The 14,970-nt window shown below is 42.6% G+C and carries 15 protein-coding genes and 1 riboswitch; of the genes, 13 read left to right on the top strand and 2 right to left on the bottom strand.

Annotated elements, in window-relative coordinates; all coding sequences use genetic code 11:
- The first annotated feature begins 4 nt into the window (after nt 1-4).
- The 6 genes from resC to aroD all read left to right on the top strand — a co-directional run bounded on the left by resC (nt 5) and on the right by aroD (nt 6,458).
- Complete coding sequence (resC, locus tag V6D44_RS12035; RefSeq protein ID WP_202327353.1) at nt 5-1,180, top strand: cytochrome c biogenesis protein ResC; 1,176 nt, start codon at nt 5-7, stop codon at nt 1,178-1,180.
- Between the two features lie 81 nt (nt 1,181-1,261).
- Entirely contained in the window at nt 1,262-1,984 is a 723-nt protein-coding gene (gene resD / locus V6D44_RS12030) for a DNA-binding response regulator ResD (protein ID WP_087990574.1), read from the top strand.
- Nucleotides 1,981-3,750, top strand: coding sequence for a sensor histidine kinase ResE (gene resE / locus V6D44_RS12025; protein ID WP_202327355.1), 1,770 nt, complete (start codon nt 1,981-1,983; stop codon nt 3,748-3,750). The genes resD and resE overlap by 4 nt, the downstream gene beginning before the upstream one ends.
- A gap of 204 nt (nt 3,751-3,954) precedes the next feature.
- Nucleotides 3,955-4,539, top strand: coding sequence for an RNA polymerase sigma factor SigX (sigX, locus tag V6D44_RS12020; RefSeq protein ID WP_202327357.1), 585 nt, complete (start codon nt 3,955-3,957; stop codon nt 4,537-4,539).
- Entirely contained in the window at nt 4,475-5,581 is a 1,107-nt protein-coding gene (locus V6D44_RS12015) for a GerMN domain-containing protein (protein ID WP_333516550.1), read from the top strand. The genes sigX and V6D44_RS12015 overlap by 65 nt, the downstream gene beginning before the upstream one ends.
- 109 nt (nt 5,582-5,690) lie before the next feature.
- Nucleotides 5,691-6,458, top strand: coding sequence for a type I 3-dehydroquinate dehydratase (gene aroD / locus V6D44_RS12010; RefSeq protein WP_087990571.1), 768 nt, complete (start codon nt 5,691-5,693; stop codon nt 6,456-6,458).
- Between the two features lie 42 nt (nt 6,459-6,500).
- Here the strand turns inward: aroD and serA are convergent, their stop codons facing one another.
- A complete protein-coding gene (gene serA, locus V6D44_RS12005) occupies nt 6,501-8,078 on the bottom strand; it encodes a phosphoglycerate dehydrogenase (protein ID WP_087990570.1) in 1,578 nt (525 codons plus the stop codon).
- A 206-nt stretch (nt 8,079-8,284) separates the two neighbouring features.
- Nucleotides 8,285-8,420: riboswitch (FMN riboswitch) on the top strand.
- Nucleotides 8,421-8,571: 151 nt separating this feature from the next.
- Here serA and fmnP point away from each other — a divergent pair.
- Nucleotides 8,572-9,144 (top strand): riboflavin transporter FmnP, encoded by a 573-nt coding sequence (gene fmnP, locus V6D44_RS12000; RefSeq protein WP_087990569.1) that lies wholly within the window; start codon nt 8,572-8,574, stop codon nt 9,142-9,144.
- Nucleotides 9,145-9,183: 39 nt separating this feature from the next.
- On the opposite strand, the gene V6D44_RS11995 is transcribed toward fmnP, so the two are convergent.
- A complete protein-coding gene (locus V6D44_RS11995; protein ID WP_003225461.1) occupies nt 9,184-9,432 on the bottom strand; it encodes a ferredoxin in 249 nt (82 codons plus the stop codon).
- A 265-nt stretch (nt 9,433-9,697) separates the two neighbouring features.
- On the opposite strand from V6D44_RS11995, the gene V6D44_RS11990 reads away from it, so the two are divergent.
- From V6D44_RS11990 to V6D44_RS11965, 6 genes are all read left to right on the top strand, one after another.
- A complete protein-coding gene (locus V6D44_RS11990; RefSeq protein WP_087990808.1) occupies nt 9,698-10,756 on the top strand; it encodes a helix-turn-helix domain-containing protein in 1,059 nt (352 codons plus the stop codon).
- Nucleotides 10,749-12,239: a RecQ family ATP-dependent DNA helicase gene (locus V6D44_RS11985; RefSeq protein WP_333516548.1), complete on the top strand. Its 1,491-nt coding sequence runs from the start codon at nt 10,749-10,751 to the stop codon at nt 12,237-12,239. The genes V6D44_RS11990 and V6D44_RS11985 overlap by 8 nt, the downstream gene beginning before the upstream one ends.
- Nucleotides 12,240-12,265: 26 nt before the next feature.
- A complete protein-coding gene (locus V6D44_RS11980; RefSeq protein ID WP_176365270.1) occupies nt 12,266-12,868 on the top strand; it encodes a CPBP family intramembrane glutamic endopeptidase in 603 nt (200 codons plus the stop codon).
- Nucleotides 12,819-13,556, top strand: a complete 738-nt coding sequence (locus tag V6D44_RS11975; protein WP_333516547.1) for a LysM peptidoglycan-binding domain-containing protein — start codon at nt 12,819-12,821, stop codon at nt 13,554-13,556. Before V6D44_RS11980 ends, V6D44_RS11975 begins: the two co-directional genes overlap by 50 nt.
- Before the next feature lie 66 nt (nt 13,557-13,622).
- Complete coding sequence (locus tag V6D44_RS11970) at nt 13,623-14,066, top strand: YpbF family protein (RefSeq protein ID WP_087990566.1); 444 nt, start codon at nt 13,623-13,625, stop codon at nt 14,064-14,066.
- An 85-nt stretch (nt 14,067-14,151) separates the two neighbouring features.
- A complete protein-coding gene (locus V6D44_RS11965) occupies nt 14,152-14,931 on the top strand; it encodes a metallophosphoesterase (protein ID WP_333516546.1) in 780 nt (259 codons plus the stop codon).
- Nucleotides 14,932-14,970: the final 39 nt, after the last annotated feature.

Below are 14,970 nucleotides of genomic sequence, written 5' to 3'. Positions count from 1 at the left end.
TGACATGGCAGAGCTGAGCGGAAATTTTCTTTATGCGGCCTTTCTTGTGTATTTAATCGCTGTCCCGATTTTCGGCGGGGCCATACGAGGAAATAAAGATCAAAAGGGCAAGCCAAACCGATGGGCAAACATTGGAATCACTCTTTCTATTATCGGTTTTCTTTGCCACCTTGGATATTTCAGCACAAGGTGGGCTGCCAGCGGCCATGCGCCTGTCAGCAATATGTTTGAATTCACCACCGCGTTTGGCATGATGCTCGTTTTAGCGTTTATTATTCTTTATTTTATCTATAGATTGCCTTCATTAGGCTTGTTTACGCTGTCAATCGCTTTATTGCTGATTGCATACGCCAGCATGTTTCCGACGGATATCTCGCCATTAATTCCGTCCCTGCAGAGCAATTGGCTGTATATTCACGTAACAACGGCCGCGCTTGGGCAAGCTATACTTGCCATCAGCTTTGTCGCAGGTGTCATCTTTCTTTTGAAGCATGTAGACCAGACAAAACGCAGCAAAAAAACCTTCTGGCTTGAAGCGATTATGTTTATCCTCGTCACAACCGTCGCTTTTATTTTGATCACATCAGCATTTCGTCTTGCAGGCTATGAGGCGGAGTTCAACTGGGTGGATAAAAATAAGGAAAAAAGCGTGATGGTGTACGAAATGCCTGCGCTTGTCGGCCCGCATCAGGGAGAGCTTTTGACCGAGGAAAAAATGGAGCCGCTTGTTGAGCTTCCTGCTCTTTTCTCAGGCAGAAAGGTGAACACTGTCATTTGGTCATTTGGCACAGGGCTGGTTTTGTACGGCGCGCTTCGTCTGATTATCAGAAAAAGAATCAGTGCCCTTTTACATCCGCTTGTGAAAAACGTCAATCTTGATCTGGTGGATGAGGTTGGGTACAGGGCCGTATCAATCGGGTTTCCGATCTTTACGCTCGGCGCGCTGATCTTTGCAATGATTTGGGCTCAGCTCGCATGGACCAGATTTTGGGGCTGGGACCCGAAGGAAGTATGGGCGCTGATCACCTTTTTGTTTTATGCCGCGTATTTGCATTTAAGACTGTCAAGAGGCTGGCACGGTGAGAAGTCAGCATGGCTGGCCGTAATTGGTTTTGCTATTATTATGTTTAATTTAATATTCGTAAATCTAGTGCTTGCCGGACTTCATTCTTATGCTTAGTCCTAAGAAAGCGACACAGTTCTCAAACTTTCTCACGATTTGATAAAATGAAAGTAACAGAAGGAAAGCAGGGGGAAAACGATGGACCAAACGAACGAAACCAAAATATTAGTAGTTGATGACGAAGCCAGAATTCGCCGCCTTTTAAGAATGTATCTGGAACGTGAAAATTATGTCATAGACGAAGCGGAAAATGGTGATGAAGCCATTGCCAAAGGACTTGAAGCCAATTATGACTTGATTTTGCTTGATCTGATGATGCCGGGGACTGATGGAATTGAAGTGTGCCGGCAACTTCGGGAAAAAAAAGCGACACCAATCATCATGCTGACCGCAAAAGGAGAAGAAACAAATCGGGTGCAGGGGTTTGAAGCGGGAACAGATGATTATATTGTCAAGCCGTTCAGCCCGAGAGAAGTCGTGCTGCGGGTAAAGGCCCTTTTGAGACGAGCATCCCAAACCTCTTATATCAACGCCAATACACCGACGAAAAATGTGCTTGTGTTTTCACATCTGTCCATTGACCATGATGCCCACCGCGTAACGGCTGAGGGAACAGAAGTAAGCCTAACGCCGAAAGAGTATGAGCTCCTACACTTCTTAGCGAAAACTCCTGACAAAGTGTATGATCGGGAAAAGCTTCTCAAAGAAGTGTGGCAATATGAGTTTTTTGGTGATCTGCGGACAGTGGACACTCATGTTAAACGCCTGAGAGAGAAGCTGAACAAGGTATCCCCGGAAGCTGCGAAAAAAATTGTCACCGTATGGGGTGTAGGCTATAAATTTGAGGTAGGCGCTGAATGAAATTTTGGAAAAGCGTAGTAGGCAAGCTGTGGTTTACGATCCTTTCACTCGTTTTGATCGTATTATTTATTTTAACGGTTCTTTTGTTGGAGTTTATTGAAAATTACCATGTGGAAGAAGCCGAGAATGATTTAACACAGCTTGCGAATAAAGTTGCTGTCATCTTAGAAAATCACGAGGACCAGGCGCTGGCAAGATCAATCACTTGGGAGCTCGCTGATAACTTAACAAGCATTGCAATCATTCAAGATGAGAAACAGTATTGGTATTCTCCGAATGATAAAAATCGCCTGTCGTCTATTACGGTTGAGCAAATACAGCATGACAATGACTTAAATCAAGCTCTCCAAGATCATAAAAAAGTAAGCAAACGATCGGGGCTGAGCGATACAGACACGGATAATGAGCGTCTGATTGTAGGTGTCCCGTATGAAAAAGACGGAAAGAAAGGCATGGTCTTTTTATCCCAGTCTTTGCTTGCCGTTAAAGATACAACAAAACACACGACCCGCTATATTTTTCTGGCCGCGGGGATTGCGATTGTACTGACCACGTTTTTCGCTTTCTTCTTATCAAGCAGGGTCACGTATCCGCTTCGAAAAATGAGAGAGGGCGCACAGGACTTGGCTAAGGGCAAGTTTGATACAAAAATCCCAATTTTAACTCAGGATGAAATCGGTGAACTGGCAACTGCTTTTAATCAAATGGGGCGGCAGCTTAACTTTCATATTAATGCGCTCAATCAAGAAAAAGAGCAGCTTTCTAATATTTTGAGCAGTATGGCTGACGGGGTCATTACCATTAATATTGACGGTACGATTCTTGTGACAAACCCGCCGGCTGAACGTTTTCTTCAAGCTTGGTATTATGAGCAGAACATGAATATTAAAGAAGGGGATAATCTTCCGCCTGAAGCAAAAGAGCTGTTCCAAAACGCTGTCAGCACCGAAAAAGAACAAATGATAGAAATGACGCTGCAAGGCAGATCATGGGTGCTTTTGATGTCGCCGCTTTATGCGGAAGCGCACGTCAGAGGAGCGGTTGCCGTGCTGCGCGATATGACGGAAGAACGACGCCTTGATAAGCTGCGTGAGGATTTTATCGCAAATGTCAGTCATGAGTTGAGAACACCGATTTCCATGCTTCAGGGATACAGTGAAGCGATTGTCGATGACATTGCAAGCTCTGAAGAAGACCGAAAAGAAATTGCTCAAATCATTTATGATGAATCGCTGCGAATGGGCCGCTTAGTCAACGATCTGCTTGATTTAGCCCGAATGGAATCAGGCCATACAGGCTTGCATTATGAAAAAATCAATGTTAATGAATTTTTAGAGAAGATCATCCGGAAATTTTCCGGCGTTGCTAAAGAAAAAAATATCGCTTTACATCAAGACGTTTCTCTCATAGAAGAGGAATTTATGTTTGATGAAGACAAGATGGAGCAGGTATTTACCAATTTGGTCGATAACGCGCTGCGGCATACTTCATCCGGCGGCAGTGTTTCTATTGAAGTCCATTCTGTGAAGGATGGATTGAAAATCGATATCAAAGACTCTGGATCCGGTATACCGGAAGAAGATCTCCCTTTTATCTTTGAGCGGTTCTATAAGGCAGATAAAGCGAGGACTAGAGGCAGAGCAGGAACCGGACTTGGGCTGGCTATTGTTAAAAATATCGTGGAGGCCCACAACGGGTCAATTACGGTGCACAGCCGAATGGATAAAGGAACGACATTTACATTTTATATTCCGACAAAACCATAAAATCGAGTCTGAATTTGCCGAAGAATCTTGTTCCATAAGAAACACCCGCTGATCTTAGCGGGTGTTTTTTTAAAAGCCAATATTAATAAAATTTAAGGATATGTTAATATAAATTCCCTTCCAAATTCCAGTTTCTCGTAATATAGTTGTAATGTAACTTTTCAAGCTATTAATACGACAAAAAAGTGAACGGAGGGGTTTCAAATGGAAGAAACCTTTCAATTGTTATATGATACTTATCATCAAGATTTATACCAGTTTTTATTTTATATGGTAAAGGATAAAAACCAGGCTGAAGATCTTCTTCAGGAGGTTTATATCCGGGTATTACATTCTTATCATACGTTTGAAGGAAGAAGCAGTGAAAAAACATGGCTTTTGTCTGTCGCACGCCATGTTGCGATAGACTGGTTCCGTAAACAGCAGACGATCAGACAGCGTATACTCGGCACATTTGATTGGGATACACAGGATGTCAGAGATCAGCAATTGCTTCCGGATGAACTTGCGGTTCAAAATGAAAATGTCCGGGAAATTTATGCTGCGCTTGATCAATGTACGATCGATCAAAGAGCTGTGATTATCTTGCGGTTTATTCAGGGATATTCAATACAGGAAACAGCCAATGCTCTGCGCTTCTCGGAAAGCAAAGTCAAAACGACCCAACACAGAGGGCTCAAAGTACTTCGGAAACATATGGAGCTTTTGAGGGAGGAGCTAATGGATGATGAAGTCAGATTGGAACGAAGAGCAGATAAAGGAGTTGTTAAGTCAACTTCCGGCAGTTAAAGACCATCGTTCGCCCCAAGATATTTACAAGCGGCTGACGATGGCAAAAATCAAAAAAAAGCCAGCTGTTAGGTGGATTGGCCCCGCGTGTGCCACTGCAATTGCGGTTTATATCGCCTTCATTATTTCTCCTCAATTTTTTGATCAGGCACAACCTCAACAAAAAGAAGCGTCCCAAGATAACGCTGTGACGAAAACTGAGACAGCAGACAGCCCAAAGGCTGCATCATCCCTGGATCAGACATCGTATGTTGTTTCTGAAAAGGAACAGAACAATTACATCACTGTAGCGATTGCTGATGCCGAAACATCCGCAATTATACCTCTTAGCATCAAAAAAACAAACGAAGACCAAACGATACAGGAGATGTTGTTTGAAAGTAGTGAACTGGGTATTTTGGATCATGCCATTACGATCCCATCCTTCATAGATGAAATAGAGGTAAAGGAAAAACCAAACCAGAAGGAATTGAGTATACGAGTCCATCAGCCGGTTCAGGATTTTTCTGTAAAAGATGATACACTGTTAAAAAAATTGCTGAAAGAATCTTTAAAATGGAGTCCTTATGAAAAAATCAAATTTTTATCGGATCAAAACGATGGTGGCATCCGTATTGGCTCATATGGCACTTTTACGGAAATTTCGATTCCCAAACAGTCGAAAAGAGCCTACTACTTGTACCGAAATAAACAAGGACAAGACTTTCTCGTACCATCAGAAAAAACATTTGATACGGTAAAAGAAGCGATTAAGGAAATGGAATCGAGCAACCAACAAGATACAACACCTCTTTTTCAAGCGGGAGCTGTCAAATCTGTAACGAAGAAAAAGAAACACTTATATATCCACTTCTCAAAAGACTCAAAAGTTGACGATTCTATTGCTGGTATCTTAATGCTTGAAGGACTTCTTTTAACAGCAAAGGAATTTGGTTTTACAAAGGTGACCTTTACGGAAACCAGAACAAAAAAAATCGGCAGGTATGACGTATCAGGTGCTATTCCGGTACCTGCTGCTCCAAACCCCATCTCTTTAAACTAAAAGTGGCCCTCAGGGTCTTTTTTAGTTGCCTTTCATATAATAGAAATTTTCAAAAAATAGTTGTGCGTGTATAATAAAACAAGGTAACGATTGAAAGGATTTGAGATGAGTGAACGTGTTAACAATCAAAGGAGTTTCCATCGGAGAAGGGATGCCGAAAATCATCATTCCGTTGATGGGAAAAACGGAAAAACAAATTTTGAACGAAGCAGAAGCTGTAAAATTACTGGATCCGGACATTGTGGAGTGGCGAGTCGACCTATTTGAAAAAGCAAACGACAAAGAAGCTGTCACACAGATGATTTCTAAGCTTCGGGAGTCTGTAGCTGACAAGCTGTTTCTATTTACCTTCAGAACCCATAAAGAAGGCGGCAGTATGGAAATGGATGAAAGCTCATATATTGCCTTGCTGGAAGCGGCAGTCCAGACAAAAGACATCGATCTTATTGACATTGAATTATTTTCAGGAGATGCAAATGTGAAAGCGTTAGTATCGCTGGCAGAAGAACATAATGTCTATGTGGTGATGTCAAATCATGATTTTGAGAAAACGCCTGCGAAAGATGAAATTCTTTCGAGACTTCGAAAAATGCAGGATTTAGGGGCGCATATTCCAAAAATGGCTGTCATGCCGAATGATACAGGAGATCTCTTAACGCTGCTTGATGCAACGTATACAATGAAAACAAAATATGCAAACCGTCCAATCATTACAATGTCCATGGCTGCAACAGGACTGATCAGCAGACTGAGCGGCGAGGTTTTTGGATCAGCTTGTACTTTTGGCGCCGGAGAAGAGGCCTCGGCACCTGGTCAAATACCTGTTTCTGAGCTGAGGAGTGTCTTAGACATTTTGCACAAAAACATACGAAAATAAAACAATAAAAAACTCAAGCTATATAGCTTGAGTTTTTTTGATTTATGGAAGATCAATGAGCTTAACAGATACAATATCGGGAACTTCTGTTAGTTCCTTCACGATTTTATCTTCCAAATGTCTGTCAAAGGAAAGCATCATGATGGCTTCTCCGCCTTTTTCTTTACGGCCAACCTGCATGGTTGCAATGTTAATATCGTTATCTCCGAGAATACGTCCTACTCGGCCGATGACACCTGTTGTATCCTGATGCTGGATATATACCAAGTGACCTGTCGGATAAAAATCGATATTAAAGCCGTTGATCTCGACAATACGTTCTCCGAAATGAGGGATATACGTAGCCGTCACAGTAAAGGTGCTGCGGTCTCCCGTTACTTTTACGCTGATGCAGTTATCGTATCCAGATTCAGAAGAGGAAATTTTTTCACTGAAGCTGATGCCGCGTTCTTTTGCGACACCGCCGGCATTGACTTCGTTAACAGTTGAGTCAACGCGCGGTTTTAAAAAGCCTGACAGAAGGCTTTTTGTAATGAACGATGTTTCAAGTTTAGCAATTGTGCCTTCATACTGAATGGCAACATCCTGTACCGGCTCTTTCATGCATTGGGATACTAGGCTGCCAATTTTTCCTGCGATTTGATGGTAAGGCTTAATCTTAGCGAATTCATCTTTTGTCATGGCTGGCAGGTTGATAGCTGACATGACAGGAAGACCTTTTGCGAACTGCAGAACTTCTTCTGAGACTTGAGCCGCGACATTCAGCTGTGCTTCTTTAGTCGATGCTCCCAAGTGAGGAGTTGCAATGACTAATGGATGATCAACGAGTTTATTGTCAACAGGCGGTTCAACTTCAAAAACGTCAAGCGCCGCTCCGGCAACATGCCCGCTTTCCAAAGCTTCGAGAAGTGCAGCTTCATCGATAATACCGCCTCGTGCGCAGTTAATTAAGCGAACACCTTTTTTCATTTTTGCAATCGTTTCTTTATTCAACAAGCCTTTTGTTTCTTTTGTTAAAGGTGTGTGAACAGTAATAATATCTGCGCTTTCAAGCACTTCTTCAAATGTACGGCTGTTTACACCGATTTTTTTCGCTCTATCTTCAGTTAAGAAAGGATCAAAAACGTGAACGGTCATACCGAACGCTCTCGCACGCTGTGCGATTTCGCTTCCAATGCGGCCTAATCCAACAATCCCAAGCGTTTTCCCGTAAAGCTCTGAACCGACATAAGCCGTGCGGTTCCACTCTCTGGATTTCACGGAGATATTAGCCTGAGGAATGTGTCTCATTAAAGAAGAGATCATCGCAAATGTATGCTCAGCTGTCGAAATGGTGTTGCCGTTTGGAGCGTTAATTACGATGACGCCGTGTTTAGTCGCCTCGTCAATATCGATATTATCTACACCGACACCGGCTCTTCCGACAATTTTTAAAGAAGTCATTTTGTTGAAAAGGTCTTCTGTTACTTTTGTTGCGCTTCGCACCAAAAGAGCATCGAAAGTATGTAATTCATCCTCTGCTTCTGCTGCGTTTTTTTGAACGATTTCAATAAAGTCTGATTCAATAAGTGGCTGTAAGCCGTCGTTGCTCATTTTGTCTGAGACCAATACTCGAAACATCGTTAGATTTCCTCCTAAATTGACAAACTAAATATCTGATAATTTAACATATTCTCAATAGAGTGTCAACGTGTATTGACGCAGTAAAGGGTAAAAGGAAAGCTTGAAAATCAATGTTTTCACAGCTTTTGGGTATTATTTATAATTTGAAGCAATTCTCTATACAGGCAACAAGTTATCGTTTATAATGGAACTAAATTCATATGATCAATCTTCGGGGCAGGGTGAAATTCCCTACCGGCGGTGATGAGCCGATGGCTCTAAGCCCGCGAGCTGTTTTTTACAGCAGGATTCGGTGAGATTCCGGAGCCGACAGTACAGTCTGGATGGGAGAAGATGGAGGTTCATAAGCGTTTTGAAATTTATTTCTCAAACGTTTCTTTGCCTAGCCTAATTTTCGAAACCCCGCTTTTTAGATGAAGCGGTTTTTTTATTGGCTGGAAAAGAACCTTTCCGTTTTCGAGTAAGATGTGATCGAAAAGGAGAGAGTGAAGTGAAAGTGAAAAAATTAGTTGTGATCAGTATGCTGAGCAGCATTGCATTTGTTTTGATGCTGTTAAATTTCCCGTTTCCGGGGCTTCCGGATTATTTGAAAATTGATTTTAGCGACGTGCCCGCTATTATTGCCATTCTGATTTACGGTCCTTTGGCGGGAATTGCCGTCGAAGCGATAAAAAACGTTCTTCAATATATTATTCAGGGAAGCATGGCCGGAGTTCCTGTCGGGCAGACTGCGAATTTTATCGCAGGAACACTCTTTATCTTGCCGACTGCTTTCTTATTTAAAAAGCTGAGCTCAGCAAAGGGGATGGCTGTCAGTCTGCTTCTGGGAACTGCAGCGATGACCGTTTTGATGAGTATTTTAAATTATGTACTGATTCTTCCGGCTTACACGTGGTTTTTACATTCGCCGGCATTATCCGACAGCGCGCTGAAAACAGCCGTCGTCGCTGGTATTCTGCCGTTTAACATCATAAAAGGCATTGTGATTACGATTGTTTTCTCACTTATTTTCATCAAGTTGAAGCCATGGATTGAACAGCAGCGAAGCGCTCATATCCATTAAAATATAAAAAGCTCCCGCAGGGGAGCTTTTTCCATACTTCTATTCAAATTTAAGCGGGTCGCCTTCAAATGGCTCATCCGCCACTTTGATGGAATCAGTAGGACATCCTTCAAATGCGTCAATCATATCTTCTTCCAGTACCTCAGGAACTTCAACAACGCCTTTGTTTTCATCAAGTGTTACGAACGCGATGCCTTCATCATCGTAATCGTAAATGTCTGGTGCAGCAGCGCCGCAAGCGCCGCATGCAATACATGTATCTTTGTCTACGATTGTGTACTTTGCCATGAATAAAACCTCCCAGATTGTTCTTGGTGGAACAAATGGATCAATCTTTATATTTAATCAATTTAACACCTATTCCTCTTACTTATTGTAATGATGTTGCTGCCACATTTCAACAGAAAAATGATTGAGAATGCTTATCACATAAGGGGTTATCTACATAACATCCCCCCTAACGATGACTTTAAACGTCGATTTCTGTTTAAAATCTGTTAAAATAAAAAGAGCAAATCAACGATTTTTGTCAGGAAGAATGTGGGTGGATAGGTTGTCATTAAATTACTTCGATATTATGGTTCTCGATTGCCTTTGCAAAATAAACGGAGAACGTTCGGGAAGCGCTGTTTTTCACCTATTCAAAGGCAAAAGATCGTCACAAACCATTCAAGACGCCGGCTTATTTCAGACTGCAAAATACTTTGGAATGGCGCGGAAATGTTCGAGAAGCGATATTTTAGCGTCAATCACCAAGCTCGAACAGCATTCATATCTCGAACCAATGGCTGAAACAGATACATATAAAGTGACAGCCAGCGGCGCAGCGGCATTGAGTCATGCTCTCAATGAACGGCCTTGGCCTGTTCATTGCCACGGCGCTTATTACCAGCAGGCTGCCGGTGTGCTTTGGAGAAGGCTTTCCCTGCTTGTGCAGGTCTTATCTAATAAACTGCAAGGGAGCAGGCAGTATATTCCTGTCACAAAGGATTATAAGACGCTTCACTGGGTAAAGAAATACCTCTCCCGCCATACGGATCATATAGAGATGGCACGCAGCTTTTTTGCCATGCTGGAGGAGCATTTGTATAAGATTGATGACAAAGAAGCGAAAATTTTTGTCTACTCTTTAACCTCGCACGATAGGATCGGCTATACGAGCAGACAGCTTGCTGACACGCTGGAAGAAGATGAATGGTATGTTTATATCATGTTTTGGGCTTCCGTACATTATTTTATACATTCTCTTCCGGAGTGTGAACATTCTCTGTTAAAGGACCTCCTCTCTGATGTGCATGTTGAGAATGCCCTGACAGAGTCAACGAGAAAAACATGGCAGATGGTCAAACAAGGGATTCCGATACAGCGAATTGCAGAAATCAGAAAGCTGAAAACAGCGACGATCGAAGACCATATTGTCGAGATTTCTCTCCACGAGCCTGCGTTTAAGATAGATGACTATGTATCAGCGGAAGACCAGCTCAAAATTGCAGAGTTTGCCAAACGGATGAGAACGAACAAAATCAAACAAATTCGCGACGGGATGGAACAGCGGTTCAGCTATTTTCAAATCAGATTGGCATTGACAAAGCAGGTGCAGCAATATGACTAAATTACAGCAAACGTTATATCAGTTTTTTGGTTTTACTTCCTTTAAAAAAGGGCAGGAGGACATTATTAGAAGCATACTTAGCGGGAAGGATACCATTGCGATGCTCCCGACTGGGGGAGGAAAATCGCTTTGCTACCAGCTGCCTGGTTATATGCTTGACGGCATGGTATTAATCGTTTCTCCATTGCTTTCCTTAATGGAGGATCAGGTACAGCAGCTGAAGGCGCGGGGTGAAAAGCGTGCGGCAGCTTTGAACAGCATGCTTAGCATGCAGCAGAGACAATTCGTTTTAGATCATATTCATCGCTATAAATTTTTGTACTTGTCTCCTGAGGCTTTGCAGTCCCCATATGTATTGGAAAAATTGAAAAGCGTATCGATCAGCCTATTTGTTATTGATGAGGCGCATTGTATATCTGAATGGGGGCATGACTTCAGGCCTGACTATTCAAAGCTTGGACAGCTGAGAAAAAAACTTGGGCATCCGCCGGTTCTGGCATTGACCGCTACAGCTACAAAGGCTACGCTGCAAGATGTCACGGACCTGCTTGAGCTGCAGCATGCCGAACGGCATCTCAATTCAGTCAATCGTCCAAATATCGCGCTCAGGGTTGAACATGCGGCTGATACTGTCGAAAAAATAGATAGGGTCATTCAGCTGGTTGAAAACCTGCAAGGTCCGGGAATTGTTTATTGTCCGACAAGGAAATGGGCTGAGGAATTAACGGGTGAAATTAAAAGCAAAACGAGCAGCAGAGCCGACTTTTACCATGGCGGTATGGAATCTGGCGACAGGATTTTAATTCAGCAGCAGTTTATTCATAACCAGCTTGATGTGATATGTTGTACGAATGCGTTTGGAATGGGTGTCGATAAACCTGATATCAGATATGTGATCCATTTTCACCTCCCGCAAACGGCTGAAGCTTTTATGCAGGAAATCGGCAGAGCGGGACGCGATGGAAAACCGAGTGTCAGCATTTTGCTGCGGGCGCCAGGGGATTTTGAACTTCAGGAGCAGATTATCCAAATGGAGAGTGTTACAGCTGAAGAAATCGCCAATGTGATCCGTGTGCTTGAGGAGACGGAGGAGCGGGATGAGAGAAGGCTGCGTGACTTATTAATGCAATATGATATCGGAGAGACCCAAGGCCGTATGATAATACATCTCTTCATGCAGGGCAAAACATCAATTGAACTGGTGAAGCGGGAGATTTCTTATCGCATGGAACTTAAGCTGGAAAAAGTTCGCCGCGTATCTTTGCTGCTTCAGCGTGATGGCTGTATAAGACAATCGCTGTTAACCTATTTTGATGAATCATACGATCCTGAGGACGGAAACCTCCCGTGCTGTTCTCATTGCGGTTTCGATCTATCCTTGTATGAACAAAAAGAAGAACGGAATAAAAAGGCTTCATTAGACAGCTGGAGTTCGGAATTGCACCGAATATTCAGCTTGCAGACTGTAGGTGAACTGGACTGAAACAGCAAAAGGATTTCATTCAGCAAATGTCAGACCGTGATATGCTGAAGCAGTTATATTTGACGCAGCTTTTGATCCTCATCGCCGCAGCTGCAGCAGGATTGTTCTTTTTTAAGGATGTCAGAGACGTACTAAAACTCTGGGATATTAGCGATATGCGAATCATATGGTACGGTGTTTCTATTGCTGTTATTGTGATTTTAGCCGATATGGCAGTGATGAAATGGTGCCCGCCCCATCTATATGATGACGGGGGAATCAATAAAAAAATATTCAGTAAGAGGTCAATCCCTCATATTATATTTTTAACGCTTCTGATTGCTTTCGCGGAAGAAATGTTATTCAGAGGAGTGCTGCAGACTCATATCGGTTTATGGGCGGCCAGCCTTGTATTTGCCGTTCTTCATTTTCGGTATTTGTCAAAATGGCTGTTATTTATCATGGTGACAGCAATCAGCTTTTTGCTCGGACTGATGTATGAATGGACCGGTAACTTATTTGTTCCGATGACGGCGCATTTTATCATTGATGCCGTGTTTGCCTGTCAGATTCGTTTTGAACATGTGAGGAGGGATAAACATGACGAACATGTCGAGAGTAGAGCGAAGAAAAAACCAGAATCTTTATGAAGATCAAAACGCCGCCTTGGCGGACGAATATTTCGATGATGATGGAGAAAGCCTTCCGACAAGACAATCTGTAAAAAATCAAAGAGAACAGAAAAAAAAGCAAGGTAAAACAAAAACGCCATTATTCACTGTGCTCGCTGTATTATTTGTATTTGTCCCGGTTATCGTTTTAGTCAGTTTATTTTATCTAAAAAACCACCCGGATCACCGTGACGATTATGAAGATGTTTTTATCGACAGCAGCCAAAGCAAATATGAGGTTGTATCGAAATCAGAGGGTGAAAAAAACACCAAAGAAGACGACACCAAAGAGACTGCACTGCAGCAAGCGTCCAAAAAAAAGTCTGAGAATACAAAGGCTAAAGAGCCGGCAAAAACAACAACTGATAAAAAACAGCCTGCTTTAGCGGAAACAGAAGACTCAGAAAATAAGGAGGAAGCAACCGCCGCGGCTGCTTCCTCTTCTCAACAAACAGCAGCCCAAAAAGAACAGCAGCCGGCAGAACCAGTTCAATCTAAGGCGAAACGCGTAGTTAAGCACACCGTCCAAAAGAAAGAAACGCTGTACCGCATTTCCATGAAATATTATAAAAGCCGGTCGGGAGAAGAAAAAATCCGTGCGTATAATCATTTGAATGGAAATGATGTATACACCGGACAAGTTTTGGACATCCCCCTTGATGGATGAATAGGGCATTTTTTTTAATTCACGCTCATATATTGTAGCAATGAAAATGGACAAGGTGTGAAGCGTATGGAATCCTTATGGAATCAGCTCGATCAGTTTACAGATGCGCCGACCAAACAGATGCTCCAAGCGCTGGTGAAACGAAAACAAAAATTTGAAAATTATGCAGCGCAATGCCGCAGATGGCGATGGGCTTCACTCATTTGCTTGGGCTTATTATGTCTTATGATCATGATCAAAAGCCCGGCGCCTCAGCTCGTTCTTCAAGAAATGCTAAGCCGTACCTTTTATTTATTTTGGATGATGGCAACCGCTTTTGCATACTGCACTTCATTTTATTTTAAGAAAAAGGAAGATAAAGCTGAGGGCGATTTCCATAAACTGAGATGCGAAATTATTCAGAAGAGCACTGATCTTTGGCCGCAGCCGGATAAATGGAAGGCGAGAGAGTCTGTTTTTCAAATGATGAAGCACAAATATGATATTAATCTATATTTTGAAAGTAAATAAAATGGGGCGTTTTCTCAAACGATAGAAACGTCTTTTTTTTATTGTCCGTCTTATTGATAAGTTCTAAAAAGAATGGAGAGTTTTTATGAAGCTATCAGTGAAAATTGCCGGTGCCCTAACTGTTGCCGCAGCGGCTATGACGGCAAAAATGTATTCAACAGCAAAAGGCAACCATTTGAAAACACATACGTTTCTTTTATCAAAAATGAAGGGCAAATTGCCTCTTACAATCTTTTTTATTTCGGACATTCATAAACGTTCCATCGATCAAGACCTTTTACAAAAAGCGCGTAGTCATACCCCTCACCTGGTTATCATCGGCGGTGATTTAGCCGAGGGCGGGGTGCCCAGTACGAGAATCGAGGAAAACATCAAACGGCTCTCAAATATTGGGGTCCCTGTTGTGTTTGTGTGGGGAAATAACGATTATGAAGTCAGACAGCATAAGCTGTATTCCATATTCAAAGCGTACGGTGTCATCAGCCTGAGGAATGAATCAGTTTCGTTTTCGCACAATGGGCATACGATTGCGATTGCGGGAGTTGATGATATCAAGATGGAGATGGATCATTATGAGGAAGCCATTAAAGAGCTCGACAAAAGCCAGCTGAATATTCTGGTTTGCCATAACCCGGAAATCCACGAACAAATCAATGAAACCGACGGTATTGATGCGATATTCAGCGGGCATACCCATGGCGGTCAGATCAGGTTTGGGAAATTCGGCCCGTATGAGCTTGGAAAAACAGGTATTGTTAAACATGCGGCGTATCTGATCAGCAACGGATATGGCACGACAAAAGTGCCTCTTCGTTTAGGTGCTGAGCCGGAAACACATATTGTAACTCTTTGCGCGCCAGAATAACTTCTCAAAAGCAAAAATCCATAAGGCAATAAAAACTGC

The organism is Bacillus sp. 0209A, from assembly GCF_036765095.1.
Taxonomy (GTDB): Bacteria; Bacillota; Bacilli; order Bacillales; family Bacillaceae; genus Bacillus; species Bacillus subtilis_G.
This window is presented reverse-complemented; position numbering and strand designations above follow the sequence as displayed.

Bases quoted from the DNA above. Each gene is read 5' to 3' on its own strand.
- resC (WP_202327353.1), top strand. From the start codon at position 5: ATGGCAGAGCTGAGCGGAAATTTTCTTTATGCGGCCTTTCTTGTGTAT.
- resD (WP_087990574.1), top strand. From the start codon at position 1,262: ATGGACCAAACGAACGAAACCAAAATATTAGTAGTTGATGACGAAGCC.
- resE (WP_202327355.1), top strand. From the start codon at position 1,981: ATGAAATTTTGGAAAAGCGTAGTAGGCAAGCTGTGGTTTACGATCCTT.
- sigX (WP_202327357.1), top strand. From the start codon at position 3,955: ATGGAAGAAACCTTTCAATTGTTATATGATACTTATCATCAAGATTTA.
- V6D44_RS12015 (WP_333516550.1), top strand. From the start codon at position 4,475: ATGATGAAGTCAGATTGGAACGAAGAGCAGATAAAGGAGTTGTTAAGT.
- serA (WP_087990570.1), bottom strand. From the start codon at position 8,078: ATGTTTCGAGTATTGGTCTCAGACAAAATGAGCAACGACGGCTTACAG.
- V6D44_RS11995 (WP_003225461.1), bottom strand. From the start codon at position 9,432: ATGGCAAAGTACACAATCGTAGACAAAGATACATGTATTGCATGCGGC.
- V6D44_RS11985 (WP_333516548.1), top strand. From the start codon at position 10,749: ATGACTAAATTACAGCAAACGTTATATCAGTTTTTTGGTTTTACTTCC.
- V6D44_RS11980 (WP_176365270.1), top strand. From the start codon at position 12,266: ATGTCAGACCGTGATATGCTGAAGCAGTTATATTTGACGCAGCTTTTG.
- V6D44_RS11975 (WP_333516547.1), top strand. From the start codon at position 12,819: ATGACGAACATGTCGAGAGTAGAGCGAAGAAAAAACCAGAATCTTTAT.
- V6D44_RS11970 (WP_087990566.1), top strand. From the start codon at position 13,623: ATGGAATCCTTATGGAATCAGCTCGATCAGTTTACAGATGCGCCGACC.
- V6D44_RS11965 (WP_333516546.1), top strand. From the start codon at position 14,152: ATGAAGCTATCAGTGAAAATTGCCGGTGCCCTAACTGTTGCCGCAGCG.